Origin of the sequence: Tessaracoccus massiliensis (genome assembly GCF_000826065.2) — a bacterium.
GTDB lineage: Bacteria > Actinomycetota > Actinomycetes > Propionibacteriales > Propionibacteriaceae > Arachnia > Arachnia massiliensis_A.
Genome location: NZ_LN623541.1, coordinates 197,565 through 222,662 on the forward strand (window position 1 = coordinate 197,565; position 25,098 = coordinate 222,662).

Here is a 25,098-nt window from a genome sequence, read left to right on the forward strand (position 1 = left end):
GAACGATAAACGATTCCTGCGGGGATTGCCACATCGGCCCCCCTACCCGGCAGATCAGAGGGCGTCGAACGCGTCCGGCTCCTCGGCGTGACGCGCCGTGAAGGCCTCCTCGAGCGCAGCGTCATCAGGGAGCAGCGCGTAGTAGTCGTCATCGGCCTGGACCTCCAGGTCGTCGCGCGCCTCCTCGTCGTCGTGGTCGATCTCTGCGGCCTCCGCCTCGATCCGGGTGAACAGGTCAGCCACCTGCTCGAGCCCGAGCCAGCGGAACCCCTCCTTGCCATCGGCGAGATCCTCGGCGTCGATGGTCTCGACGGCGTTGAGGGCGCCGCCGTTCATCACCATCCCGTGGACCAGGAGTGCCGCCGCGAGGGCGACGTCGCCGTCGCCGGTGCCCTTGCCGTCGGCGGCGCGGTTCCAGATGAGGTCGAGGTTCGTCATGCGCGAGATTGTAGGCGGCGGCGGGAATCGATGCCATCGCCCGCGTTCCTCCCGCCCCTGAACCAGTCGACTCACTACTGTTTCCAGCATGTCCGGCATCGAACTGACCAACCACGACCTCCCCACGAAGGAGGAGCTCGTCGCGCTGTACGACAGCGTGGGGTGGAGCGCCTACACCAAGGATCCGGAGCGCCTCTACGACGCGGTCAGCCGGTCCCTCCGGGTGGTGTGCGCCCGCGATGACGGCAGACTGATCGGGCTGGCCCGCCTGGTGGGAGACGGGCTGACCATCGTCTACCTGCAGGACATCCTCGTGGATCCCGCTCATCATCGGCGCGGCGTCGGCCGGAAGCTGTTCACCGAGGTGCTCGAGCCCTATGCGGACGTGCGCCAGAAGGTGCTGATCACCGACGACGAGCCCCGCCAGCGACACTTCTACGAGGCGATGGGTTTCACGGAGATCAGGGACATGGCCTTCCCCATCCGTGCGTTCGTGCGGTTCACATGATCAGCATCCGACGCCTTGAGGTGCACGTCGTGCCGGGCACCGTCCCGGAGGCCGAGGACCAACCCTACCCCACCGTCGAGTTCACGCTCGACGGACGGACACTGCAGGACTGGGTCCGACGCTCCACTCCCGCACGCCGGGAGCCTCAGCACTACCTGGGCCACCACGTCAGCGTCGACCTGGCCGCACTGTTGAGCGGCGGCCTCGCCTATCCGCCCGACGACGAACCGGGCGAGTTCCGGTGGGAGCAGTGGGGCGGCTTCACGCCGATCCTCGGCTGCACCTGCACAGACATCGAATGCGGGCCCCTGCTGTGCCGTATCGCCGTCAGCGACGACCGGGTCACCTGGACAGACCTTCAGGACGGCTTCCGCGAGGAGTTGGACTACGGGTTGGCGTTCAGCTTCGAGCGCGGCGCCTACGACGCCGCCGTCGCCGCCGGGCTGGCGGAGCTGTGCAGCAGTCTCTGATGAGGGTCTGAGTAGATGGGGCGGGCGTTGCAGAAGGCGGGTCACCCCCTTCCCGCGCGCAGCCCGACAACGGAAGTGACCGCCTTCTGCATAGGCGGCGAAGGCACTCATCAGAGGCTGCGGAGCCCGGCTGCAGCCCAGGCGCCAGAAACGCTGAGGCGGTTCCACACTGCTCGCTGCGCTCGCAGGCTCAACCAGCGCACCACCGGAGCGGTCGCTCAACCAGCGGGTTCAGAGGAAGATGTCCGGGTACAGCGCCCCGTCAGGGGTGCCGGGCACGGCCGCATAGCCAGCGAGGTCCGTGATCCCGGCCTCGGCGAGGACGTCCTCGACGAGGAGGCTCCGCCCGGTGAAGTCCCCGGCGGGGCGGGTGATGATCTGGTAGGCGGCGTCGGCGTAGATGGCCGGCGTCCGGCTCGCGGCCATGAGGCGGTCCCCTCCCGGGAGGTTCGCGATGGCCGCGGTGGCGATGGTCGTCTTGGGCCACAGTGTGTTGGCCGCGATCTGCTCCTCGGCGAACTCGGCGGCCAGGCCGAGCGTGGCGATGGTCATGCCGTACTTCGCGAGCGTGTAGCCGGTGTGTGCGCCGAGCCACTTCGGGTCAAGGTTGAGCGGCGGCGACAGCGACAGGATGTGCGCATTGTCGCTGTCACGCAGGTGCGGGATCGCCGCCCGTGACAGCTGAAAGGTGCCACGCACGTTGATGTCCTGCATGAGGTCGTAGCGTTTCGGGTCGAGTTCCAGGGTGCGCGACAGGTCGATGGCGCTGGCGTTGTTGACCACGATGTCGATGCCGCCGAACTCCTCCACGGTGGCGCTGACTGCCCGATCGATGTCTGCACCCTCTCGCACGTCCCCGACGATGGCCAGCGCCCGGCCCCCGGCCTCGCGGATCTGTTCGGCGGCGGTGTGGACGGTGCCCTCCAACTTGGGGTGGGGCTGGTCGGTCTTGGCGAGGATGGCGACGTTGGCGCCGTCCGCCGCGGCCCGCACCGCGATGGCGAGCCCGATGCCGCGGCTGCCGCCGGACATGAGGATGGTCCGGCCGGCCAGGCTGCGCTCGTTCATGACTGCTCCTTCTTCCTGCGCGACGCCTCGACGAAGGCCGCGATGCGCCGCTTGGCCTCATCGGTATCAAAGGCGCGCCCGATCGTGACGGCCTCCTCCTCCAGTTGTTCGGCGACCGACCGCAACGGAGAACTGCGGATGAGCCGCTTCGCCTCGCCGAAGGCTGCGATGGCGCCCTGCAGCCAGGAGCGGGCAACCTCTTCTGCCCGCCGCAGCACGTCGTCGTCTGGCACCACCTCGGCCACCAGGCCCCAGGCCAGCGCCTCGTCTGCCGTGAGCATCCGGTCTGTCAGCGCCAACTGGAGGGCGCGTCGCTCCCCCACGGCCCGGCTCAGGTGTGCCGTGACCGACAGGTCCGGGGTGAGCCCCATCGCGGCATAGCGGCTGCCGATGCGGGCGCCGGCACCGGCGACGGCGTAGTCGGTGCTGAGCATGATGCCCAGGCCGCCACCGGCGGTGGCCCCCTGCAGCGCCACGACCACCGGCACGATGGATTCAGTCAGCGCGCGGATGCCGCTGTTGATCGTGCGCGCCAACTCGGCCACTTCGGCGCCACCGCTGAGCGCCATGGACATCTCGGCGACGTCGCCGCCTGCGCAGAACGAGGAGCCCGCGCCGCTGAGCAGCACGGCGCCCACGTCATCGCGGCTTGTCACCTCCGTCGCGGCGCGCTCCCACGCGCGGGCCATGTCCACGTCGAAGGCGTTGAGCCGCTGCGGGCGGTTCAGGGTGATGTGCGCGAGCCCGTCGTCGACGGACAGCAGGATGGATTCGGTCAACGTCAAACGCTCCCTTGCGTCGGTGTCCACCCCAGCCTATGCGGTGGGTCAACAGCGGCACCAGGGGACAGTTAGGCTCCCCTCGCTGGAAATCCGGCGGCTGCGGCCCTAGCATCCGCTGGTGGTCGCCTCTCTGGCGATCCGAGAGAGCAGGCGGAGGCACGTGAGCGCAGCAGAGAGCATCTATTCAGCGTTGGTGAGCCGCAACCATGAGGCCGAGCAGGCGATGCCGGCCGAGGTGCGCGAGCACGTCCCGCGCAACGGCCTGCGGCTGGTGCTGGCCCATGCGCTGCAGTCTTCGGGCGACCAGATCGTCAACGCCTCGACGGTGCTGCCCTGGCTGTTCGCAGCCCTGGGCGTGCCGTCGGCACTCACCGGCGTGCTGGTGCCCATCCGCGAATCCGGCTCGATGCTGCCGCAGGCCTTCCTCACTCCCCTGGTGGTGCGGTTCAGGCGCCGCAAGTGGATCTTCGTCGCAGGCGCGCTGATCCAGGCCGCCGCTGTTGCTGTAATGGCGGCGACCGCTGCTCTCGCCGAGGGTCTGGCCGCGGGCCTGATCATCGTCGCGGCGCTGGCGGTCTTCTCGCTGGGACGGTGCCTGGGTTCGATCGCCTCCAAGGACGTCCAGGGCCGTACCGTGCCCAAGGGCGAACGGGGCCAGATCAACGGGTTGTCCACCACCGCGGCCGGTCTCGTGGCCGTCACGCTCGGCCTCGGCATCCGTCTCCTGGGCGGCGAGCACCTCTCCCCCGGGCAACTGGCCTGGCTGCTCGCTGCGGGCGCGGCCCTCTGGGTGGGGGTGGCGCTGGCCTACGCCTCCATCATGGAGCCCGCCGGCGAGCCCGCGACAGCAGCACAGGACCGCGGGGAGAACTGGTTCCTGGCAACGGTGAGGCTCTTGCGCGAGGACAAGCCGTTCCGGAACTTCGTGGGGGTCCGTAGCCTGCTGCTGGTCTCGTCGCTGAGCCCCCCGTTCATCGTTACCTTGTCGATCCAGGCGGGTGCGGACAGTCTCGCGGGGCTGGGCGGGTTCGTGATCGCTTCGGGGCTCGCCGCCCTGATCGGTGGGCGCCTCTTCGGACGTTTCGCAGACCGCTCCAGCAAACGCCTGATGAGTATCGGCGCGGGCGTGGCCTCGGCGATCATCATCGCCACCGTCGCCGTCGCCGCGCTGACGGAGATCGACGGCTGGGCGGCCAACATCGTTTTTGTGGCGGCGTACTTCTCCCTGACGCTGATGCACACCGGCGTGCGGGTGGGCCGCAAGACCTACGTGGTCGACATGGCCGACGGCGACAAGCGCACCGCCTACGTGGCCGTGTCCAATTCCGCCATGGGCCTGATCCTGCTCATCGTGGGCGCCGTCACGTCGTTGTTGGCGGTCAACCACATCTTCCTGGCGCTGCTCTTCCTGGCGGCCATGGGCCTGGTGGGAGTCTTCGCGGGCGCCCGGCTGCCCGACGTCTCCAAGGGATGAGCACAGGAAAGCCTCAGGGCCGCGTCTCCGAGGAGACAGCGGCCCTGAGGGTGTGAAGTTCTGAGATCAGCGGATCACGGAGAGGTTCGAAGCCTGCGGACCCTTGGGGCCCTGCTCGACGTCGTACTCGACCTTGGCGCCCTCGTCGAGGGTGCGGAATCCGGTGGACTGGATCGCGCTGAAGTGCACGAACACGTCAGCCGAGCCGTCGTCAGCTTCGATGAAACCGAAGCCCTTGTCGCCGTTGAACCATTTGACAGTACCTGTAGCCATAATTTTCCCCTTCTGGCGTGGAGTGGCCGACTTTCGACCCTCCGGGTGCTTGCTCGTCACACAAATCAGAAAGGAACGGGCCTTGTGGGCCCCGTCGCCGAGTGGCTGAGTCCAACACCAACTTATCCGAGCAATAACTGAAGCCTACCCTGTTCTGGGCTCAACTACTAATGATGCTGAAATTCGGGCTGTCTACACTTCGTACCGGACGGGAGATTTGGTGTGACGTACCCAGTGCAACCGGGCCGCAGGGCCACCGGCGCTCCGAGGTCGACCTCATGCAGGAACTCCTCTTCCATGGCAACGTCACCGTCGAAACCAGACGCCCCCACGCCAGAGTCCTGTCCATCGCTCTGATGTGCGTCGACGGCGTGCGCGGCGGCCAGCAGGCTTGAGGAGGAGATGCCTCAGCTAGACGGCGGCCACCTCGTCGTCCGTGAGACCCCCCGCGGGCGACGTCCATCAGCGGGGCCATGTTCATCGGACAGGCCGTCGCCGATGCACCCACCCGTCGAGCGCCAGCCATGGTCTGACCGGGTGCCGCTACCCTGCTGTCATGACAGGCACGGCGGGGACCAACTCCCCCTTCCCCGGAGGGTTCGCTGTGACGCATGCCGACTTCACGGCCTCGCGGCCAGCCGGGGCAGAGGAGGACGTGCACATGGTCCCCACCGTCGTGGATCAGGTAATCAAGCGGCTCAGCCAGCCCGGCGACATGGTGCTCGACCCGTTTGCCGGGTTCGGCACCACGCTCGGGCGCGCACTCGCGCTCGGCCGCCGGGCGGTGGGCGTCGAACTGCTCCCAGAGCGGGTCGATCACATCCGCGAGCACATCCCCGACGCGGGCATCGTCGAGGGTGACGCTCGGGAACTCCGAGAGGTCCTTTCTGGCGCCCTTCCCGCCCTGGGTCGCGGCGGCGTCGATCTGATCGTCTCCTCCCCGCCGTACATGACCGAGACACATCACGACGCCGATCCACTCACCGCTTACGAGGAGAACACGGGCAACTACCCCCGCTACCTCGCCGAACTGGGACTCGTCGCAGCGCAGTGCGCAGATCTGCTGAAGCGGGGCGGCTTCATCGTGTGGAACGTGGCGGACATCCACCACATGGGTCACACCACCCACCTCGTCGACGACTGCGCCCGCGTCCTGGCGCAGTACTTCAGCCCCATCGGCGCCACGCCGATCTCGTGGGACAGGCTGCCCCATGACCTCGTCGCCGACGCGCTGCTCGTCTTCCGCAGACTGTGACGACCTCGACGTGGCGCCCAATGCCCGGGCGATGAAGTGGACGCCAGCCTCACGGACCTGACGTCCAGCCGGGGACGGCGAGGCGTCGGCGTGTGTTCGCCCACGTGGTCGGCTTCCCGGAGCCGCAGACCGGCTTCAGGCCTGGTGACTGATCGGGTGCCCCTCGACGGGACCCTCGGCGTTGGGTCGCCAGCCCAAATCTGGCGCAACGTGCTGCGCGAAAGCGCTGAGGACATGGAGGTTGTAGTCCACACCGAGCTGCGTCGGGATGGTGAGCATGACAGTGTCGGCGGCCTGAAGCGCCGCGTCAGCCTTGAGTTGCTCGATCAGTTCGTCGGGCTCGGCGGCGTAGGTCTTACCGAACGTGGAGGCGAAACCGTCGATGACGCCCACCTGGTCATGCCCGTGCTGACCCCGGAGGCCGAAGTACCGGCGGTCCACCTCGCTCACGATCGGGAAGATACTGCGGCTGACGGAAACGCGCGGCGTGTGCACATGTCCGGCCTCGCGCCAGGTGGCGCGGAAGCGCTCGATCTGCTCGGCTTGGAGGTCTGCGAATGACTCCCCCGTCGCCTCGGTCAGCAGCGTCGAGCTCATCAGGTTGACCCCCTGCCGGGCGGCCCACTCGGCGGTTTCGCGGGTGCCTGCACCCCACCAGATGCGCTCATCCAATCCCTGCGAGTGCGGCTCGATGGACAGTTTGCCCGCCTGTCCGAACTGGGCGGGATCGGCGTCGGCGATCCCCTCCCCACGGATGGCGGCCATGAAGAGGTCGAACTTGCGACGGGCGAGGTCAGCTCCGCGCGGATCCTCCACGCCCTCGTAGCCGAAGGCCTCCCAACCGCGCAGTGCGGGCTCCGGCGATCCACGGCTGACGCCGAGCGCCACCCTGCCGTCAGAGATGAGGTCGAGCGCGGCGGCCTCCTCCGCGAGGTAGAGAGGGTTCTCGTACCGCATATCGTGGTTGCAACGCCCGTTCACGTAAGCTTGGTTGCATGGTCGAACTGGTAGCGCTGAGGAAGACGAACGAGGTGGCCGCGTACGTCCGCGCCTCCATGGACCGCAAGGGCGACCGCTGGACGGTCGATACGCAGCTGAGGAAGATCAGGGCGCTGGCCGAGGCCAAGGACTGGAACGTCGTCGAGGTCTACGAGGACAACGCGGTGTCGGCGACGAAGAAGCGCCGCGCTGGCACCCGGTGGGCCGAGATGCTGGACGACGCCCGCGCGGGCCGGTTCTCGATGGTGGTCGCCGTGGACATGGACCGGCTCCTGCGCAGCACGAAGGACCTGAACACGCTGATCGACCTCGGTCTGCGCGTCGTCACCGTGGACGGCGAGATCGATCTCTCGACGGCGGACGGCGAGTTCCGGGCGACGATGCTCGCCGCTCTCGCCCGGTTCGAGGCGCGTCGCAAGGCCGAGCGACAGATCAGGTCGAACGAGCGCCGACGTGCCGAGGGCATCCCCACGTCCGCCTGGAAGGCGTTCGGATGGTCGAGGGAGGGTGAGCTGATCGAGGAAGAGGCCGACGCGGTTCGGCGGGCCTTCGACGCGTTCCTCGGCGAGCCGTCGCTGTCGATCCGGCGCATCCGCGAGGACCTGAACAGCGCTGGTCACCTCACCGCCCGCGGCTCGGAATTCTCCGTCGATGCCGTGCGCTACCTGCTCGCGAACCCGCTTTACTGTGGCTACATCAAGCACTACGCATCCGGCGAGCTGTACCCGGTGCAGGGCGAGGCGTTCCCGCCCATCGTCAGCGAGCAGACGTGGCGGACCGCGGTGGCGAAGCTGGAGGACAACGTGCGGAGGTCGGCCAGGCAGGGCAACCAGCCGAAATACCTCCTGTCGACGATCGGGCTGTGCGGGAAGTGCGGTGCGACGCTCGTCTCGGGGACGAACAGCCGCAAGCAGCCGACGTATCGCTGCGGCGAGCAGTTCCACCTCACCCGCCAACGCGAGCCCGTCGATGCGATGGTCACCGAGGCAGTGCTCACCCGCCTGTCGTCGGTGGACGTGCACGACCTCGTGATGCCGCAGGAGGACGACGGGCCGGACCGCGAGGAGCTGCTGACCGAGCGGAACGCCCTGGTCGAGCGCGTAAAGGAGCTGAGCCCGCTGCTGCGCGACATCCATCAGCCGGTCCTGGAGATCACCGCGGCGATCAACGACGTGAAGGTCCGCATCGACGAGATCGACGCGGAGCTGCTCGACCGCTCGGTATCCGTGGCGGCGAAGCTGCTGGCAGACGTGGAGGAGGCGGTCGGCACCGCGGAGCGTCGCGAGGTTGTCGAGTCGAAGTGGAAGGCGTTGGACATAGACCGCCGCCGGATGCTCGTGGACGAGCTGGTGACTGTGACCATCGAGCCCATCGCGCCCGGTCACGTGAAGTTCGACCCCGACCTCATTCGCATAGAGCCGCGTCGCGACTGACTCATGAGTCAACTCGTCATTGCAATGGTGAGTCGACTCGTGGGAGAGTGGTTGCAGACAAGAAGATCCCACCGGGGCCGCGACTTAGAAGCGCGGGGTTCTGCTCCCGGATGAGTAGCCGGTCAAACAGCCCAACTACCGTGGCGGGGAACCGGAAGATACTCATATCTGAGGACTTCCGATGTCTGTCGTTATCGACGTTCCCCGCGCATCCGCGCTTGACTGCCCTGCTCTCGATCAGGACTCGTCTCCCGTTCCGCATGCTGATGGGCTCGATCCCGTCATCGCCGCCGCCCGCGCCGCCGGTCGCCGAGCCGGTGAGCGCCTGGCACTCACTCCGCTGACGCCGCGACAGCGCGCCGCCGTCGCCGCCGTGATGGGCGGTGGTCGCTGATGAGCGCGAACTCCGCCGCCTTCGATCACCTGACCAGCTTCCGCTGGCGACAGGGCGACCCGTCCCTCGCCGATGGCGAGGCCCAGCTCTACGACCTCGGCGTGCTCCGCTCCGTGCTGGAGGAGGCCGTCGAGATCGCCGTCGCCGACGCCCGCGCCGACGGGGTGACCTGGGCCAGGATCGGCGACGCCCTCGGCGTCACGCATCAGGCTGTCATCAAGCGCTACGGCCGGGGCGGTGGTCGCTGATGCACGCCGACGCACGCAACCTCAGCACCGCACCCGCCGACCTGACCCCGCCCGGAGGGCCTGGCCTGGCACCCGCCGAAGGCGGGCTGCCCATCGCCGTGATGACGGTCCGCAGCCGTGCTTCGCACTCCAAGAGTTTCGGGGGCCTCATTCGTTCCTACGGGCGCGGCAAGGGCTTGTCGATTGCCGCGCCTTGCAACAACGCGCCTGGTCAGAAGCCGATTCCGTCTTCGCTGCGTCGCGTCGCCTCGCGGGTTCATTTGAGGTCTCATTTGGGGGTCAATACGGGGTCATTTAGGCGCCGCACCCCCTCTGCGGCCCTCCACGCCGCCTGCGACGGGGGTGGTCGCCGTGGCTAAGCAGGAGAACAACCCGACGAGCATCGGGCTCACGCAGTACCTCGATCCGTCGTACTGGACCTGGGCTGCCGAGGACCCGAACGGGGCCGCGCTGCTCGAGCAGGGAGCCGGGGCGATCCTCGCCTACGTCGCGCAGCGGCTCGAGGCCATCGGCTGCGAGGTCATCGAGGCCTACGGAATCGTGCACGACAAGGATGAGCGCGAGGTCTGGAGCGACACGGAGAAGGCTCTGGTGGTCGAGCCGAAGCCCGATCACCTGCACGCGGTCATCAAGTTCGCCAGCCGTGCGAAGAGCGCGCCGCTGGATCGGCTCGCGTTCGGCATCGGCGTCGAGCCCCAGTACGTCGAGAAGCCGGGCCGCGGTCGGTACGCCTTCGACAACATGCTGTCGTACCTGACTCACGTGAAGTATGCGGACAAGCATCAGTACGCGCCGTCGGAGGTCGCCACGGTGCGCGGGCCGGACTACCTCGGGATCGACGCCCAGCGCCGGGAGACCTGGCTCAAGGGGCGCGCCCACGTGAAGAAGAAGGTCGTCGCGGAGAACTTCGAGGACATGCGGGAGCGGGTGCTGCAGGGCGAAATCACGCGGGATCAGATCATGCTCACGGACGAACTGTTCGACATCTACTCGCGGCATCAGCGGGAGATCGACGACGCGCTGTCGGCCTACGGCCAGCGCCGCGCGTACCGGGCGGCCGCGAAGCTGCGCGCCGGTGCCTTCTCGACGCACGTGGTGTTCGTCCACGGGGATGCCGGGATCGGCAAGACTCGGTTCGCAACGGATTTCATCACCGAGGCGATTAGCGCGGCCAATGCACATGGCGAGCGGTGGCAGGTCTACCGTGCCGCGACGGGGAACCCATTGGATGACTGGCGGGGCGAGGAGGTGCTGCTGCTGGACGATCTGCGGGCCTCGGCGATGGACGCGAACGATTGGCTGCTGCTGCTCGATCCGTATAACGCCTCGCCTGCGAAGGCTCGGTACAAGAACAAGGGCGAGGTGGCTCCGCGCCTCATCGTGATTACGGCGACGATCGAGCCGGTCGAGTTCTTCTACTACGCCCGCCAGAAGGGCAACGTGGACGAGGCGCTGGACCAGTTCATCCGCCGCCTGGCGTCGGTCGTGAAGGTCTACCGCGCCGACGACATCAACCGCTACCTCGTGCAGCACATCGGGAAGATCGAGCCCTACGAGTGGCACCAGTGCAGCATCCCGACCGCCGCGCACACGCCCGGCATGTACGGCAACGCGTACCACCAGAACGCCGGGTCGCGGGAACTGACGTACGGTCCGGAGACCTCGGCGGAACACGACGCGGACGGTGCGGTCGCGGAGCTGCTCAGCGGGCTCGCGGTGCGAAGTCCGGACGTGCCGCTGGCGCTGATCGAAGGTGCCGCATGAGCACCGATCAGCATTCGCTCTTCCAGGGGGTCGAGGGGGCCGGAGGCCCCTCGCAAGCAGGGCTGGAGGACACGAGCGTCAGCGATGTGTCCGACAGGCCTACTGCTTGCCACTCTGGCGTACAGGTGGAGCAGCAGACCGACTCCCAGGTGAACACCGGTCGGGCTGATGCGGAGGCTGTGCGTCAGAGTCACGGCGGCGCGAAGCGTCGTCGTGGGGGCCGCGCGAAGCTCGATACCGACTTCGGGGAGGAGACGCTCGCGGCGCTTCGCACTCGTGCGAAGCGGCTCGGGCTGGCTCCGAGCACGTGGGTACGGACCGTCGTACGCGATGCCCTCCACGCCTCCCGCTCGGAGGAGTTGGACGCCGCCGTGGCGGCGCACCTGCTCGGGGTAGAGGCGCGTGTGCAGGCGTCGGCGGACGCTCGTGAGCTGGCTGCCCAGGTGCGCCCGCTGGCGATCAACGTCAACGACTTGGATCGCCGCGCGCGCGCCGGTGAGGCGGTGGCGCTGTCGTCGGAGGTGCCCGAGCTGATCGAGCTGCTGCGCGAGGTCCGCGCCTTGCTCGGGGATCGGACGGCCGCATGAGCACCACCCACTACAGCCCGAGCACCAGCGCCGCCGACACCGAGCGCTATATCCGCGGGAAGGAGGACGAGCGGGGCGTCGCGATCACGTGCGAAGTGCCGGGAGGCCCTGGCGCATTCTCGGCGCGCGCACGGGCGCTCACGCAGAACACCACGCGCGAGGTCGAGGCGCTGCATTACCGGCAGTCTTTCAGCGACGAGGAGTTCGACCCGAAGAACCCGGAGCACGTGCAGCGGGTGAACGATCTCGGCTATCAGCTCGCGAAGAGGATGCACCCCGACTCGGACTGCCTCGTGGTCAGTCACGTGGATGGCCGGGGCAGAAAGCCGCATAACCACATCTTGGTCATCAATCACAGCAACCGGACCGGAAAGGCGCTCTCGGACTACCGGACGTTCCACGATCGCAAGGCCGGGAACCAGCGGGGCGTGCAGTCGGCGAACGACGAGCTGATGCGAGAGCACGGGCTCTCGGTCGTGAAGCGGCTGGAGCACGCGCCGAAGGACTGGGAGCTGCGCCGCGAGGACTTCGCGGAGGGCGGGCTCGACCGCGAGATGGGTGACCGGATGAGCGCCGCACTGGCCGACCCCCGCGTGGTGGACAAGGCCGGTCTCGAAGCGGTGATCGAGGAGCAGAACCAGCAGCTCGACGACGCCGGGGAACGTGTGCCGAGGATGCGGCTGCACAGCCCCGTCAGCAAGAAGGGCAAGCGCGCCGGGCAGGAGACCTGGACGCTCTACATCGAGGACCGCCGCGGCGAGTCCGGCCGCGCCGATCGCCGCAAACGCGCGAGCGCGCTCTCGGCGGACTTCACCCCGGAGGGCGCGCAGGCGTTCTTCGACTACCACCAGCAGCAGAAGGAGCAGGAACATGAGCGCAGCGCTCGACAGGCTGAAGCAGCAGAACGGGCCCGTGCAGTCGCCGCAGCCGCTCGGCAGTCCGGAGACGATGGAGCTGTTGACCTCGATCCTCGCCGCCGTCGAGGCGCAGAATACGAGGATTGCCACGCTGACCGAGCAGCAGAAGAAGCTCGCGGGGTTCGTGAAGGTCATGGACGAGGAGACGACGAGGCGGCTGGAGCGGATCACGACCCCGGCGTCGACCTCCTCGCCCTCCAGCGACGTGTCCGCGAGGATCGCGAGTATCGAGAGCAGGCAGAACGAGATCGCGAGCACGCTCGGCGAGTTCGCGCAGAGTCTCAACGGCGAGAGCTTGAACGCCGCGTCGCGAACCTTGGTCGCGGAGGCGCAGAAGAATCGCGCGGCTACGGCCTCGGCGATTGAGGGTCTGAAGGTGCAGGCCACAACGAACCAGAAGCTTGTGAGCCAGGTCGGCGGCGCGGTGCAGCGGATCGAGAAGCGTACTGAGGAGCGGGTCGAGAAGGCCGTCGAGCAGGTCGCCGGGGAGGCCTCGGCCACGATGACCGCGAACCTCGACGCCTCGAACGAGCGCGCCGAGCGGATGATGGCGGCGACGGCGAAGCTCGAAGCGCGTCAGCTCTGGTCGGCCGCCGCCGCGATGTGCCTCGCCCTGCTGCCGGTGGTCGTGGTCGTCGCCGGGCTCTGGATGGGCATCGCCGGTCTCATCACGGGCGCTCAGTGGGCGCTCGACGTGGACGGGCGCATCTGGCTCGGCATCGGGCGCTGGCTCGTGGTCTCCGTGGGTCTCGCCGGGGCCGGCTACGGGCTCTTCGCGTCCGTCCGCTCGGCCGCCGGTCTCGTGGAGACGTGGAAGGGTCGCGGGGTGCCGAAGTGGCCGAGGTGGCGATGATGGCTGGATCCGCTCGAGCTACCGGTTCCGATCAGCGGTCGAAGGATTTTCGCAGCAGCCGGTCCTGCGGCCTCGGTGCCGCCGCCCTAACCTGACGAGCATCCCCGCCGTGACGGCCATCACGACGGCGATCCCGGCACCGATGATCCAGGGGTTACCGAGGAGCCCACCGACGCCCGCGAGTGCTCCGCCCGCCGCGATGAGCGGCAGGCCGCAACAGAGCAGCAACGGAAGCGCGCAGCATGCCAGCAAGAGCAGTCCGGTCCCTGCAGCGACGACGGGACCGGCGCGCCGTTCGTCGCGGTCCTGATCGGCGCTCGTCGTCTGCACCTCTTCAGGATGAGATCTCCCCGATTGCCTGCGCTGCCGGTCATGCGCAGCACGACAGCAGCGACGGGTCGGTGGTGAAGGCCTTCGCGGCGATCCGGATGCCCTCGGCCATCGTCAGGTAGGGAGCCCAGGCGTCGGCGATCTCGGCGACGGTCTTGCCGAGCACGTGGACACCGGCGGCGGCGAGCTCTCCGGCGTCCTTGGCGACGGCGGTCAGGCCGAGGATCTCGTTCGTGTCGGCGTTCACGACGATCTTGATGAACCCGCGGGTGTCGCGGTTGACCAGCGCGCGGGGCACGTGGTGCAGCGGCAGGACGCGGCAATCGCAGCGGATCCCCGCAGCAAGCACTTCCTTCTCGGTCATCCCGACCGCTCCGATCGCGGGCCCGGTGAACGTCACCCGCGGCAGGCGGGAATAGTCGACGGCACGATCGGCGTCGGCGAACGCGTTCTCGGCGACGAGGGTGCCGTGGTGGGCGGCGACGTAGACGAACTCGGGGTGCCCGGTCACGTCGCCCGCGGCCCAGATCCGCGGGTTCGAGGACCGCAGCCGGTCGGAGACGACCACCTCGCCGGAGTCCCCGGTCTTCACCCCGACCGCATCGAGGTTCAGGCCATCGGTGACGGGACGGCGTCCGAGGGCGACGAGCACCTGCTCGGCGCGGAACTCCTGCGAGTCGCCGGACACGTCGGCGGTCACGACGGCCTCGCCTCCCGTGCCGCGGGAGACCCGGGTGGGCACCACGCGGCGGACGACGCGGATGCCTTCGTCGGCGAACGCCTCCTGAAGCGCCTTGGACACCTCCGGCTCCTCCTTCGAGGCGAGCCGGGACCGCACCAGCAGCGTGACCTGCGAGCCGAGGCGAGCGAACAGCTGCGCCTGCTCCAGGGCGACGTAGCCGCCGCCGAGCACCAGCAACGACTCAGGAACCTCAGCGAGTTCCATTGCCGTGGTCGAGGTCAGGTACCCGGTCTCCTCCAGGCCGTCGATCGGCGGAGCCCACGGGCGAGAACCAGTCGCGACCAGGAAGTGGTCGGCCTCGATGGTCTCGACCGTCCCGTCGCCGGCGATGATCTCCAGTACCGGGGCGTCTGGGCCGCCGGCGAACGATGCATCGCCGCGGCGGACCTGCCAGCCGTAGGAGTCGGCGACGTCGGCGTACTTCTCGCCGCGCAGCGACTCGACCAGCGCCTGCTTCCCGGCGATCAGCGCAGGCATGTCCACTGTCTCAGCCGTCGCCGCGATCCCCGGGAACCGGCCTGAAGCGTCGGCGGCGACGTGACGGGTGTCGGCAGCGGCGATGAGGGCCTTCGACGGCACGCAGCCGGTGTTCACGCAGGTGCCGCCGAGCGTCCCGCGCTCGATCATCACCACCGACTTGCCGAGCGTGGTCGCACGGATGGCGGCGGCGAATGCTCCGCCTCCGGATCCGATGATGGCGAGGTCGTACTTGGTAGGCATCGCTGCTCCTGTCAGTCCTTGGCTTTCTGCTCTGTCTCAGCCATACTGGACCTTCCAGTGCAGGGGAAGGTCAAGCCTGCTCCTGCCGAACGATCGGAGGCCGCGATGCGCATCGGAGAACTCGCCGAACGCGCGGGCACCACGGCGAAGACGCTCCGCTTCTACGAGGGGCAGGGGCTGCTTCCGCCGGCCGAGCGCACGCAGTCCGGCTATCGCGACTACGCACCCGAGACGGTCGCCCGGATCGACTTCGTCCACCGCGGCCAGGCCGCGGGCCTCACCCTCGCCCAGATCCGCCAGATCCTCGACATCCGCGACGGCGGCCATGCGCCCTGCGAGCACGTGCGCGACCTGCTTGACGTGCGCCTCGCTGAGATCGAGCAGCAGATCGCGCAGCTCTCCGTGCTGCGCGACACTATCGCGGACCTCAGACAGGACGCCGCGCACCCGGACCCTGAAACGTGCAGCACCGATCAAGTGTGTAGGTACTTGTAGACGACGGTAGCCAATGACTCCAACGCTACAACCCCGATATGCGCTAGCGAAGATCGATGACACCGGTGCCCACCTCGATGTGGCGGGTGCGCGCGGCGATGGCCGACAGCAGCGGCATGGGCGCCGCGGCCTGCCTGGCGAAGTGGTGCACGCGGAAATAGGCGCCGTTGACGCCGATCTCGTCGGCCCCGACGGACAGCTCGATGGCCTCGTGCAGCATGTCGCGGGCGCTTGGGTCGCCCGGACCGCGGCCGTGCCCGTAGTGCCCGAAGCTGAGGAATCCGAAAGCTCTCATAGCCACCCCATACTAGTTGATGGCTCAACTATTCCCAAGATGTCCGGGGAGGGGTGGGCTGCTAGGCCTGATGTCCGCGGCTGACCATCTCGTCGAGGATCCAGCGCGCCGTCTCCCGTGTGCAAGCACCGGGCTCGCTGAAGCTCACCGTGAAAATGCTGGTGATCTCGGTGAGAGTGATGACCCCCTTGAGCCCGAGGATCTCGTCGGCCTCGGACGCATACTCGTCCTCCGGCGCGCCGCTGGAGATCAGTTCCATCGGGTCTGCCTCCGCCAGGATCTTGATCAGTTCTTCACGAGAGATGGGCATGGGGCGAGCCTACTGATCAGACCAACACCAGCATCTCCACAGCTTGTCCCGTCACGTCAGCAATCCACTCGAAGTCCTTATCAACGGCACACCGTGCGCCTGGCCTTCTCCGCCGTCGTCGCGATCAACAGGTCAGGGATGGGCGCAGCGCGATGCTGCCCAGGATCAGCGAGCAACACCTGGACCTCCCAAACCCCGTCCTTCATGGCAGGAGTCAGGTACTCGACGGGCGTGAGTGACAACGTCGACAGTCCGAACGCGCCCCTTCCCTCGAGGACGCGTTGTCGTCGTGGGCCGTACCCGGGTTGCGCATCGAACGGGTACGCTGCCGGCATCCACAACACCGAGATGCTGCGTCAGCGTGCGGGCGGCGATCAGCCGGCAGACGAATCGATGCTGGTCGTCGCCGGGTTGGGGTCACGGTGGCCACGCTCGGCTGCACCGACAGGTCGAGGCTACGACCGTTCGGGCGCCTGGAGGAGGGTGTCGCCCAGCCCTGCGACGGTATCAACGACGGCGGCCGGGCCGAGCGACTCCAACTCCTCCCGCGTGCCAGCACCCCACGTGACGGCGACGGCCGCCATCCCCGCCGCCCGTGCTGCGAGGACGTCAACACCTGCGTCGCCCACGTAGACGCAATGGGCGGGATCGACGCCGAGCTGGGCGGCGGCGAACAACAACGGATCGGGCTCCGGCTTGTGTCGCGTCGTCTCATCCATGCCCGCCACGACGTCGATCAGGCCCTCCAAACCGACCACTCTCAGCCCCTGCCGGACGGTGTCGGCCTTCTTCGACGACACCACGCCGAGGACGATTCCCCGCTCGGCGAGGGCCTGTAGCAGCCCGGCGATCCCGTCGATGCGTCGGATGAGGGCGTCGTGCTGGGCCAGGTTCCAGGTGCGATAGGTGGCGATCAGCTCATCCTCGCGCCCGGGGAAGTACTCGCCGAACACCGACACCAGCGGCCTCCCGATCCACGATCGGATCACGACCTCGTCGAAGGCGGGGATTCCCGACGTCTCGAACGTGTGGTGGAAGGAATCCACGATGAGGGGGATGGTGTCGGCCAGGGTGCCGTCGAAGTCGAAGAGCGCAGCTGGCCGGAAGATCACCGGGTGGATCTTACAGCGGGGTGTTGGCCAGTGGGCCCGTCTGCCGCACCTTCGTCACGCTCCTGGCATCGGGAGAACTGCTGCGCCCGTCGGTGGAGCCACTGCAGGAACTCCCCACAGCATGAAACACCGATGGCCCCATGGCGATCGCGAGGCTGCCTCCGTCTCGGTTGCCCCTCCCTCGTGCCACCAGCGCCAACACTTCACGCTCGCGCGCGGACAGGCCGGGTCAAGGTGAAGCGCCCTGGGTTGCTGGAGACCCCTGATCTTGGAACGAGGATGGAGTTATGCCGGAAGAACTGGCGAATGGGAAGTCGACGACGCGCCGCTACTCGAGTGAAGAGAAGGCGGCGGCGGTGCGGGTAGTGAGGACGCTGCGGGCCGAGCTCGGCGTCACGCACGGAACGGTGCAACGCGTCGCGACGCAGCCATCACTCCCCGTCATGCCATGAAGTTATGGCACCAAGAACCACATGATCCCAACGGGTTACACATTGAAGCGGAACTCCATGACGTTCCGGCACGGCGCACCATCAGCGCCCACCGGCGTGCGTCCCGTTGATTCGCTCGCGGGCCAGCCAGCGGCTGAGCACGTCGATCCACATATCGAAAGCGTCGAGGTGCGCGTCATGGCCACCGCCATCGAGATCAATCCTGTCTGTCTGGGGCCTGCGCCGGATCAATGCGTCCCGATCGTCGTTGCCGAACATCCCATGCTTCGCGAACACCGCGAGTGTCGGGACCGTCAGAGCCTCCCACTCGTCCCAGCGAGGCTCGTGCACCGCCTCGATCACGCGCTGCATGACGGCGGCGTCGAAGCGTGGGACGAGACCATGATCCGTCAGTTCGAAGTCTGCCACCCAGGCGTCGACGATCGCGTCCCCTCCGAGGAACTCTCTCGCCGCGGCCGCGTCCTCGAAAGGCACTGGCCACGACGCGAAATACCTGCCGAGCTGTGCGGCCTCGCCCGGATCATCGCTGCCCTTCACATGCCCTTCCAGCATCACAAGTCCTCTGACCAGGTCTGGTCGCGCCACCGCGACGAGGAACGCGGTATGGGCTCCCATCGACTGCCCCACGAGCACCGCGCGCTGCCCAGGGACGAGCTCCTCGAGCACTGCGACGACGTCTCCGACGAAGGCATCGCGCGACAAGTCATTGGGAAGCCGCGTGCTCGCACCGTGCCCCCGCTGGTCCACGAGTAGCACCCGATATCCCGGTAACGCTTGTGCCGTGGGCAGCAGCTCGCACGAGCTCCCCGCGAGACCGTGCAGCAGTACGACGACCGGGCCATCGCCACCGATGTCAGTGACCGCGATCGAGACACCGTCAGGGCGTAGCACCGTGCGGTTGGTCATGCCACCTCCAGTAGCTTGATCTCGGCAGATGCGCCGCACGTGGCCTTCCCAGCGATCAACTGAGAATCCGCTTGACGAGCGGCAGCGCATATTGCCAGTCGTCACCGTCGGGATCGACGAGATCGGCGTCCTCGAACCAGGTCACGTCTGCCTCCGGATGAGGGCCAATCAAGCCCACATTTCCATCGCCGCACCGATAATATGCGGCAGCGAGATCGCCTGTTTCATAGTGCGCATATTCCTCCGCACCATCTCTTGGCAACCGCGCACCCTCTTGAAAATAGGTCCAACGCAAGGTCTCACCCCACGTGACTGCCACCACTTGATCGCTGCCATCTTCCACAGGGAAGCCGGGAACGTTTACCTCCCCCTCAACGGAATAATCAAGAAAGCCGAAGCCCTCGCTCCCGGCGAGATATGCGCCCATGCAGATTCCGAGGTAGCTTCCACCGGTAGCAATATAGTCACGTAGCCCGCGGATGAAATCCGAAGGAAAACTCTGGGCCGCACCACCAATGTCGTCCCCACCGCCTGGCTGAGCGTAGAGGGCGGCTCCAGATAGGGCACTCGCTTCGAGAGGGACCTGTTCGTGTGGGCCGATAAACGCAACGTCCAGGCCAAGCGGTGGTCGAGACAGCCGCTCTGCAAGAATGTCCGAGCATCCTGCGCACCCTGCGGGGCCGCGGTACACAAGGGCGATTCGCCCGTCCGAACCCCCGTGCTCGTTCGTGCTGGCTGGTGCGCACCCGTTCACCAGCCCGACGACCGGGACCGTCAGTAACCCCCCGAGGACCGACCGTCGCGTCCATCCAGCAGGTGATTCGAACGTGCTCATAGCTCAATCCTAGTTACCTTGCTCCACAGTTCACCGAAGCGACCGCGGACGAGCAGACCTGGCCGCCTCCTTCGCGTTGCCGATGACTGGTGGAGGTTCGACGCCGAAGCGCTTCATTTCGGCGCGGAGGATTCGCGCCCCCACTGGTCACCGATGACGGCATCGAGGCCTGCTTCGTGAGCTTGTACCCTCGCGGTGCCCCTGCCACTCTCGCGGGCGCCCATCCCACATGGCCGACGGCGCGACCTTCGATTCGCGCCATGATGTCGACATCATGTGATGCGTAGCCGTAAGGCTGTTGCGGATCCGACTCTCCGAACCCCTTGAGATACTCGCTGTCGAAGAGCTGTCGAAGCCCACGCAGATCGTCCTCAGGGAGCTCTTGGTGGACGAGGACCTCGATCGAATGACGCTTCACGCGTCCGCATTCCGCGGGGCCACGAGTTCGACGCACTTGCGACGTCATCGCGCGTCGGAATCGGCAGCTCATCAACCCCACCGACATCCCGTGCCGCAGACAGCAGCGCCATGCCGATGTGCGGCCGTCGGGTGGCCTTCGTCAGGATGTCGCGAACCTCGGCCACCATGGACCGCCCCGTGCTCCTTCGCCTGGGCGGCAAGGTGCTGCTTCGCGCCGTCATCGAGATCACGGACGATGATGGATGACATCGGCGACCACCCCCTGTGCTATCAGCAGTGATAGCGCCGAACATGGAAGGTCGCCAGCCGGGCGACCTCAGTGACGACACCACCGCGCCCACCTCTTCACGAGACAACCGAGGCGGTGTTCGAGAGCACGGATCACACGTTGAAGCGGAACTCCACCGCGTTTCGCAGCTGAAGTGCATGACAGCACTGTCAGTTGCTCAGGCTTGACAGCGTTGATAGGATCGCGTCAAGTCTTTGTTCACCGCGACCCGCAAGGTGATCGAAGAAGGATCACCCTGAGGGTGGATGCGAGCCATGATCCTCGCACCACGGAGTAGCACTCCGAACGGCTAGCGACCGGCAACTCCTCCGAGATCGAGAACCAGAGGCTGGGTGGGGAGTTAGCGCTCCCGTAAAGCAGCGGCGAGGACCACCTCGCCAACGAGCACGGCACGCTAGGCCGCCCAGATGACAAGCCGGGAAAGCACCCCTCTCCGGACAGTTCACGCTGTCTGGAGTTCTCATGGTGTACTCCCCGCCCCCGCAGGGCGACCACACCCACTATCTCAACCTGACGGATGCCGTCGAGCTCGGCTACGGGGCCTATCAGACCCTCCGTGGCTGGATCAAGCAGGGCAAGCTGCCTGCTGTCAAGATCGGCGGACGCGTCAAGGTCTTGCGCTCCGATCTCGACGCCCTGGCGGTCCCGACGCAGCCGTCGCACACGTTCGAGACCGTCGAGGCCGCTGTCGCGCGGATCGCCGCCACCGCTCCCCCGCTGACCGACGAGCAGGTCCGCAGGCTGTCGACGCTGCTGGGCGGTGCGTCGTGAACGCCACGGCCCCCGGATGGATGCGTCACGAGATCACCGATCTCGCAGACGCCCGCGCTCAGCGTACTGATGGCTCGGCGACGGTGTTCGAGGTGCTCGTGCGTCGGCGCGCACGGGCCACGGCTGGAACAGCAGGAGTGCCGGTCGTCGCCTCGCAGGCCGGGACAACGGGGGCTCAGAACCCGGTTGGCGACTGTGGCAGTCCGGGAGTGCCACACTTTCTCGACCCCTCCGATGCCACTGTTTCCCCTGGTCAGGAGGTAAATGGTCAGGCACGGTCATTAGCTCCTATGGGGAGCCCCGCGTTACGACCGTCTGACCGTGGTTCCGCAACCGGCTCGACGACGTCCTCGTCGAGCAGTGTCGGTGGGAGCGGGTCTGTGCCCGCGACCGCGTTCCGCGACCTTCCGTCGGTGAAGGCGATGGGAACGGGTCGGCTCGGGATCATCGTCGGCTTCGACACGGAGTTCACGACCATCGACGGTGAACGGGTGATCGACTCGTACCAGTTCGCGGTGCCTGACCCACTCGATCCGTCGGTGGTCGTCGAGGTCGTCATCCTGCCTCCGCTAGGCTCTGATGCTCGCATCTCGCTGCACACGGCGCTGTGGACCGTTGTCGTGGCCGCCGAGCTGTGGCGCTCCCCGCTGGTGCCCGACGAGGTCGGTCCCCGTGGCGTGCCGCGCGGTGCGTTCTGGTCAGATGACTGGTGGGAACGCCGGGAGGCGCTGGCGAAGCTGCGCGTGCCCATCGTCCTTGCCTGTCACACCGGCTCTGCGGACCTCACAACCTTCCGCGCCGGAGGACACGGCCGGGAGCTGGACGTTTTGGTCCGGTTGACCTCGGCTGCCGGTGGTCTCGTGACGCTGCTGCCGTTCCGCTCCCAGCGTGGCAATGCGAACGGGTACTGGTGGGAGAGTCTCTCGGTGTCCGTCCGCGACACCATGTCGCAGGCACCTGCTGGAAAGAAGACGCTCGCGGTGCTCGGCAAGGCATGCGGGGTGGCGAAGCTCGACGTTCCGGAGGGTTGGATCTCCCGGATGACCGAGTACCGGCATGAGAACCTGCCGGAGTTCCTGGAGTACGGGATCAACGATGCCGTGATCGTCCTGGAGTACCTCGCGAGGCTCTGGGGCGACGGTGTGGTACCTCCCATCACGCTGAGCGGAGGTGCCGCCGCTGCCCTCGTGGACTCGGGGAGTGCTTACCTCGGCGCGTCGAGTCCGGCGGAGTTCCGGCGGAAGTTCGCCGGTCTCGTAGACGAAGATGATGGCGTGGAGGCCGTCGAGGAGGGAGACCGGCTGAGCTTCTACGCGAAGCGAGGCCGCAACCCGCTCGATGGTTCGGCTGCGCAGCTGTCGTCTGCTTTCGGTCGCGGTTATCACGGCGGCCTCAACTCATGCCCGATGCCGGGTTACCACCCCGTCTCGACCGTGGACATCGACGCGCAGAACGCCTACCCCACGGCGATGGCGCTGGTGCGCGATCTCGATTGGGAGGCCGGTGCCATCGAGGAGGTCGTTCACGAGCGTTTCCTCACCGACGACGACCTGCCGACGGCATCGACCCCGTTCGTCGGCTTCGTGTCCTTCGAGTTCCCTGCCGAGGTCGCTCACCCGTGTCTGCCCATCGTCGCCGACGGCACACTTGTTTACCCGCGCACTTCCGAGGGCGTGGCCGGTTCGTGGGTGTGCGGTCCCGAGCTGTGGCTCGCGCTCCGTCTCGGTGCCGAGGTTTATTGCCAGATCGGCTTCTTCGGGCGTGAGCTGAGGCGGGACTGTGGGCCGAGCCTGTCGCTGCGTAACGGCGTGAAGCAGCTCATCGACGACCGCAACGTCGCTAAGGCGCTGTTCGGCAAGGGCTCGCTGGAGGAACAGACCCTCAAGACCGGCGTCAACTCCGTGTATGGCAAGACCGCGCAGGACGTGGCTGAGCAGCGGTCCTGGGACGCTCTTTCGCAGGAGATGGACAACGTCGGTGGTTCGGCGATTTCCAGCCCCTACCATGCGGCTACCACCACGTCCTTCGTGCGGGCGCAGCTCCTCGCGACCATGAATCAGATCGTTGATCGCGGTGGACGCGTCTACTCGGTCACCACGGACGGGTTCATCACCGATTTCTCCGTTGACGAGGTCGCCTCTCTCGACCTGTACGGACTTGCTGAGCTGCTCAGTGAGTCGCGCACTGCTCTGACCGGCGACCCGTCCATCTGGGAGGCCAAGCACCAGCAGGACGATCTGGTGAACTTCACGACGCGCGGCAACGTGTCTCTCTCGCTTGGCGGTGTGTGTGCTCACAACGGCTCAAGGTCTCGAAGGGCATCGTTGAAGACAGCATCGAAGATAGGGAGAACCTGCTGCGCGCGGTCGTCACCCGCGAAGGTCGGGTTCCGAATGGCTATACACGGTTCCCGTCTTTCCAGGAGCTGTCGCGGACGGAGAATCGCCGAGACTTCATCCCGTCCCGCGTTGAGCGGTCCGTTTCGATGGACTACGACCTCAAGCGCAAGCCGGTCATGTCGTCGATGACTCGCGAGTTCGTGCCGCTCCCCGACGGAACGGAGCACGAAGTGGCGACCTTCACCACCGAGCCCTGGGAGACCGTCGAGGAGTGTCTGCGTGCACGGCAGATCGCTCGTGAGATGGCGCAGACCGGCTGTCTGCGCACTGTGGCGCAGTGGCGCGATTGGGATGTGCGGTACTCCCATGGCAAGGGACGCCGCATCGTCACGCCGCAGCGCGCTGTCCTCATGTCGATCGTCATGGCTCACCGGCAGGGCGTGGTGGAGATCCCGACTTTGGCAGACCGCACGCTGAGCGTGCAGCAGCGCCTTGACTGGCTGGCCGAGTGGGGGCTCGGCACGGCATCCCGTGGGGACTGGGACAACGCGCGTCGCCCCGAGCGGGCCTCACAGATGCTGCCTCGGGAGACGTTGGAACCGTACCTGAGTCGTATGCGGCAGATGCCATCCGGGGAACATCCCAGCCCGGTCGACCGGCTCCCGCTGTGATGTTTCCTCGACACCTGGCCGTCGTGTCCATCGACTCGTCTCCCCACCGGCCCCCAGGACAACGATGCTCGCGACGGGAGCGTTCTCGCGAGTGTCGATCAGGGTCTACCACGTCGGACAACTCGGAGCGTGCCGACTTCGCCGTCGAACGAGGTCCATCCGCAACTCATCGAACACATTTGTAGGAGGGTCTAGATGTCATCGAACAGCACTGGTCAGGTGGTCGGTTACGTGCGGGTGAGCGCGGCCGATCAGAACGAGACGCGGCAGCTTGAAGCGGTCGGCGAGGTCGACCGGTTGTTCTCCGAGAAGGTCTCGGGCAAGAACACCGCCGACCGCGAGCGGCTCCAGGAGATGCTCGCGTACGTGCGTCAGGGCGACACGGTGCGGGTGAAGTCGCCAGACCGGCTCGCCCGCTCGACGACGGATCTACTCTCGATCGTCCGGGGCCTCGCGGCCAAGGGTGTCGCCGTCGAGTTCGTCGACAACCCGGCGCTGAACACGGACACGCCCCAGGGCGAGTTCATGCTGACGATCCTCGCGGCCGTCGCCGAGCTGGAGCGGGCCACCATCCGGGAACGCCAAGCCGAGGGCATCGCCATCGCCAAGCGCAAGGGCGTGTATGCGCGGGGACCGAAGCTCTCGGCCGAGCAGATCGCCTCCGCCCGTGAGCGGATCGGCGGCGGGGTGGCGAAGTCGGTCGTTGCTCGCGATCTGGGTGTGAGCCGGTCGACGCTGTACGCGGCACTCGGTGGCACGGGTCGATACGCGGAGAGGGGGTGATGCCGATGCATGAGTGCGAGTGGTGCAGCTCCAGGGCGACGTGGGAGCTGATCACGCAGTGGTTCAGCTCGTTCGTGTGCGACGAGCACGAGGAGCAGATGAGCCACAACCTCATCGCCCAGGGGATCTCGATCCGGTCGTATGACCGGGTCGGCAGCTAGTCGA

30 protein-coding genes and 1 pseudogene are annotated in these 25,098 nt (G+C 67.2%); 19 read left to right on the forward strand and 12 right to left on the reverse strand.

Translation table 11 applies throughout. The features are described 5' to 3' along the window. Positions 1-54 precede the first annotated feature (54 nt). Positions 55-438: a DMP19 family protein gene (locus BN1186_RS05135; protein WP_040283044.1), complete on the reverse strand. Its 384-nt coding sequence runs from the start codon at positions 436-438 to the stop codon at positions 55-57. 88 nt (positions 439-526) lie between these two features. Here BN1186_RS05135 and BN1186_RS05140 point away from each other — a divergent pair, with 88 nt between their 5' ends. Further along, positions 527-946: a GNAT family N-acetyltransferase gene (locus BN1186_RS05140; RefSeq protein ID WP_040283045.1), complete on the forward strand. Its 420-nt coding sequence runs from the start codon at positions 527-529 to the stop codon at positions 944-946. Further along, positions 943-1,416 (forward strand): hypothetical protein, encoded by a 474-nt coding sequence (locus BN1186_RS05145; RefSeq protein WP_052459822.1) that lies wholly within the window; start codon positions 943-945, stop codon positions 1,414-1,416. Before BN1186_RS05140 ends, BN1186_RS05145 begins: the two co-directional genes overlap by 4 nt. 231 nt (positions 1,417-1,647) lie before the next feature. Here the strand turns inward: BN1186_RS05145 and BN1186_RS05150 are convergent, their stop codons facing one another. Then, positions 1,648-2,484 (reverse strand): SDR family oxidoreductase, encoded by an 837-nt coding sequence (locus BN1186_RS05150; RefSeq protein WP_040283046.1) that lies wholly within the window; start codon positions 2,482-2,484, stop codon positions 1,648-1,650. Continuing rightward, complete coding sequence (locus tag BN1186_RS05155) at positions 2,481-3,263, reverse strand: enoyl-CoA hydratase/isomerase family protein (RefSeq protein ID WP_040283172.1); 783 nt, start codon at positions 3,261-3,263, stop codon at positions 2,481-2,483. The genes BN1186_RS05150 and BN1186_RS05155 overlap by 4 nt, the downstream gene beginning before the upstream one ends. 163 nt (positions 3,264-3,426) lie before the next feature. Between BN1186_RS05155 and BN1186_RS05160 the strand changes: the two genes are divergently transcribed. Beyond that, positions 3,427-4,740 carry an MFS transporter gene (locus BN1186_RS05160; protein ID WP_040283047.1) on the forward strand — a complete coding sequence of 438 codons (1,314 nt, stop codon included), beginning with the start codon at positions 3,427-3,429 and terminating at the stop codon, positions 4,738-4,740. 66 nt (positions 4,741-4,806) lie between these two features. Here the strand turns inward: BN1186_RS05160 and BN1186_RS05165 are convergent, their stop codons facing one another. Then, positions 4,807-5,013: a cold-shock protein gene (locus BN1186_RS05165; RefSeq protein ID WP_040283048.1), complete on the reverse strand. Its 207-nt coding sequence runs from the start codon at positions 5,011-5,013 to the stop codon at positions 4,807-4,809. A gap of 556 nt (positions 5,014-5,569) precedes the next feature. On the opposite strand from BN1186_RS05165, the gene BN1186_RS05170 reads away from it, so the two are divergent. Next, entirely contained in the window at positions 5,570-6,268 is a 699-nt protein-coding gene (locus BN1186_RS05170) for a TRM11 family SAM-dependent methyltransferase (RefSeq protein ID WP_040283050.1), read from the forward strand. A 135-nt stretch (positions 6,269-6,403) separates the two neighbouring features. On the opposite strand, the gene BN1186_RS05175 is transcribed toward BN1186_RS05170, so the two are convergent. Continuing rightward, entirely contained in the window at positions 6,404-7,225 is an 822-nt protein-coding gene (locus BN1186_RS05175) for an LLM class flavin-dependent oxidoreductase (protein ID WP_040283051.1), read from the reverse strand. Positions 7,226-7,263: 38 nt separating this feature from the next. Between BN1186_RS05175 and BN1186_RS05180 the strand changes: the two genes are divergently transcribed. From BN1186_RS05180 to BN1186_RS05215, 7 genes are all read left to right on the forward strand, one after another. Further along, positions 7,264-8,700 carry a recombinase family protein gene (locus BN1186_RS05180; RefSeq protein WP_006358979.1) on the forward strand — a complete coding sequence of 479 codons (1,437 nt, stop codon included), beginning with the start codon at positions 7,264-7,266 and terminating at the stop codon, positions 8,698-8,700. Between the two features lie 181 nt (positions 8,701-8,881). Further along, entirely contained in the window at positions 8,882-9,094 is a 213-nt protein-coding gene (locus tag BN1186_RS05185) for a hypothetical protein (RefSeq protein ID WP_006215449.1), read from the forward strand. Then, positions 9,094-9,342, forward strand: a complete 249-nt coding sequence (locus BN1186_RS05190) for a hypothetical protein (protein ID WP_006215448.1) — start codon at positions 9,094-9,096, stop codon at positions 9,340-9,342. The genes BN1186_RS05185 and BN1186_RS05190 overlap by 1 nt, the downstream gene beginning before the upstream one ends. Positions 9,343-9,693: 351 nt before the next feature. Continuing rightward, on the forward strand, positions 9,694-11,106 hold the full coding sequence (locus tag BN1186_RS05200; RefSeq protein ID WP_006358981.1) for a Rep family protein: 1,413 nt from the start codon (positions 9,694-9,696) through the stop codon (positions 11,104-11,106). Further along, positions 11,103-11,693, forward strand: coding sequence for a hypothetical protein (locus tag BN1186_RS05205; RefSeq protein ID WP_006358982.1), 591 nt, complete (start codon positions 11,103-11,105; stop codon positions 11,691-11,693). Before BN1186_RS05200 ends, BN1186_RS05205 begins: the two co-directional genes overlap by 4 nt. Then, entirely contained in the window at positions 11,690-12,976 is a 1,287-nt protein-coding gene (locus tag BN1186_RS05210) for a relaxase/mobilization nuclease domain-containing protein (RefSeq protein ID WP_006215444.1), read from the forward strand. The genes BN1186_RS05205 and BN1186_RS05210 overlap by 4 nt, the downstream gene beginning before the upstream one ends. 10 nt (positions 12,977-12,986) lie before the next feature. Then, positions 12,987-13,463, forward strand: coding sequence for a hypothetical protein (locus BN1186_RS05215; RefSeq protein WP_006215443.1), 477 nt, complete (start codon positions 12,987-12,989; stop codon positions 13,461-13,463). Between the two features lie 370 nt (positions 13,464-13,833). On the opposite strand, the gene merA is transcribed toward BN1186_RS05215, so the two are convergent. Next, positions 13,834-15,255 carry a mercury(II) reductase gene (merA, locus tag BN1186_RS05225; protein ID WP_006215442.1) on the reverse strand — a complete coding sequence of 474 codons (1,422 nt, stop codon included), beginning with the start codon at positions 15,253-15,255 and terminating at the stop codon, positions 13,834-13,836. Positions 15,256-15,360: 105 nt separating this feature from the next. Between merA and BN1186_RS05230 the strand changes: the two genes are divergently transcribed. Beyond that, complete coding sequence (locus tag BN1186_RS05230; protein WP_006215441.1) at positions 15,361-15,750, forward strand: heavy metal-responsive transcriptional regulator; 390 nt, start codon at positions 15,361-15,363, stop codon at positions 15,748-15,750. A gap of 43 nt (positions 15,751-15,793) precedes the next feature. Here the strand turns inward: BN1186_RS05230 and BN1186_RS05235 are convergent, their stop codons facing one another. The 4 genes from BN1186_RS05235 to BN1186_RS05250 form a co-directional block, all read right to left on the reverse strand. After that, entirely contained in the window at positions 15,794-16,045 is a 252-nt protein-coding gene (locus BN1186_RS05235; RefSeq protein ID WP_040283052.1) for an LLM class flavin-dependent oxidoreductase, read from the reverse strand. A 61-nt stretch (positions 16,046-16,106) separates the two neighbouring features. Next, a complete protein-coding gene (locus BN1186_RS05240; protein WP_040283053.1) occupies positions 16,107-16,355 on the reverse strand; it encodes a hypothetical protein in 249 nt (82 codons plus the stop codon). 80 nt (positions 16,356-16,435) lie between these two features. Next, the gene (locus BN1186_RS16230) at positions 16,436-16,561 is read right to left on the reverse strand and encodes a PIN domain-containing protein (protein ID WP_281278439.1); all 126 of its coding nucleotides are present in this window, start codon (positions 16,559-16,561) and stop codon (positions 16,436-16,438) included. A 249-nt stretch (positions 16,562-16,810) separates the two neighbouring features. Then, positions 16,811-17,467 (reverse strand): HAD-IA family hydrolase, encoded by a 657-nt coding sequence (locus BN1186_RS05250; protein ID WP_052459824.1) that lies wholly within the window; start codon positions 17,465-17,467, stop codon positions 16,811-16,813. A 287-nt stretch (positions 17,468-17,754) separates the two neighbouring features. Between BN1186_RS05250 and BN1186_RS05255 the strand changes: the two are divergent. Beyond that, positions 17,755-17,895 (forward strand): annotated as a pseudogene (locus BN1186_RS05255) (IS3 family transposase); the annotation flags it as partial. Between the two features lie 105 nt (positions 17,896-18,000). On the opposite strand, the gene BN1186_RS05260 reads toward BN1186_RS05255, so the two are convergent. Both BN1186_RS05260 and BN1186_RS16235 read right to left on the reverse strand, forming a co-directional pair. Then, complete coding sequence (locus tag BN1186_RS05260; RefSeq protein WP_040283054.1) at positions 18,001-18,825, reverse strand: alpha/beta fold hydrolase; 825 nt, start codon at positions 18,823-18,825, stop codon at positions 18,001-18,003. A gap of 55 nt (positions 18,826-18,880) precedes the next feature. After that, the gene (locus tag BN1186_RS16235; protein WP_074436937.1) at positions 18,881-19,660 is read right to left on the reverse strand and encodes a BPL-N domain-containing protein; all 780 of its coding nucleotides are present in this window, start codon (positions 19,658-19,660) and stop codon (positions 18,881-18,883) included. A 528-nt stretch (positions 19,661-20,188) separates the two neighbouring features. On the opposite strand from BN1186_RS16235, the gene BN1186_RS15405 reads away from it, so the two are divergent. The 6 genes from BN1186_RS15405 to BN1186_RS15415 all read left to right on the forward strand — a co-directional run bounded on the left by BN1186_RS15405 (position 20,189) and on the right by BN1186_RS15415 (position 25,094). Beyond that, a complete protein-coding gene (locus BN1186_RS15405; RefSeq protein ID WP_180349021.1) occupies positions 20,189-20,326 on the forward strand; it encodes a hypothetical protein in 138 nt (45 codons plus the stop codon). Positions 20,327-20,831: 505 nt separating this feature from the next. Next, positions 20,832-21,140, forward strand: coding sequence for a helix-turn-helix domain-containing protein (locus BN1186_RS05275; protein WP_040283055.1), 309 nt, complete (start codon positions 20,832-20,834; stop codon positions 21,138-21,140). A 380-nt stretch (positions 21,141-21,520) separates the two neighbouring features. Next, entirely contained in the window at positions 21,521-23,668 is a 2,148-nt protein-coding gene (locus BN1186_RS15410) for a hypothetical protein (protein WP_180349022.1), read from the forward strand. Beyond that, positions 23,626-24,150: a hypothetical protein gene (locus tag BN1186_RS05285; protein ID WP_052459825.1), complete on the forward strand. Its 525-nt coding sequence runs from the start codon at positions 23,626-23,628 to the stop codon at positions 24,148-24,150. Before BN1186_RS15410 ends, BN1186_RS05285 begins: the two co-directional genes overlap by 43 nt. 195 nt (positions 24,151-24,345) lie before the next feature. Then, positions 24,346-24,933, forward strand: coding sequence for a recombinase family protein (locus BN1186_RS05290; protein ID WP_040283056.1), 588 nt, complete (start codon positions 24,346-24,348; stop codon positions 24,931-24,933). Next, entirely contained in the window at positions 24,933-25,094 is a 162-nt protein-coding gene (locus BN1186_RS15415; RefSeq protein ID WP_159440585.1) for a hypothetical protein, read from the forward strand. The genes BN1186_RS05290 and BN1186_RS15415 overlap by 1 nt, the downstream gene beginning before the upstream one ends. The last annotated feature ends 4 nt before the right edge of the window (positions 25,095-25,098 follow it).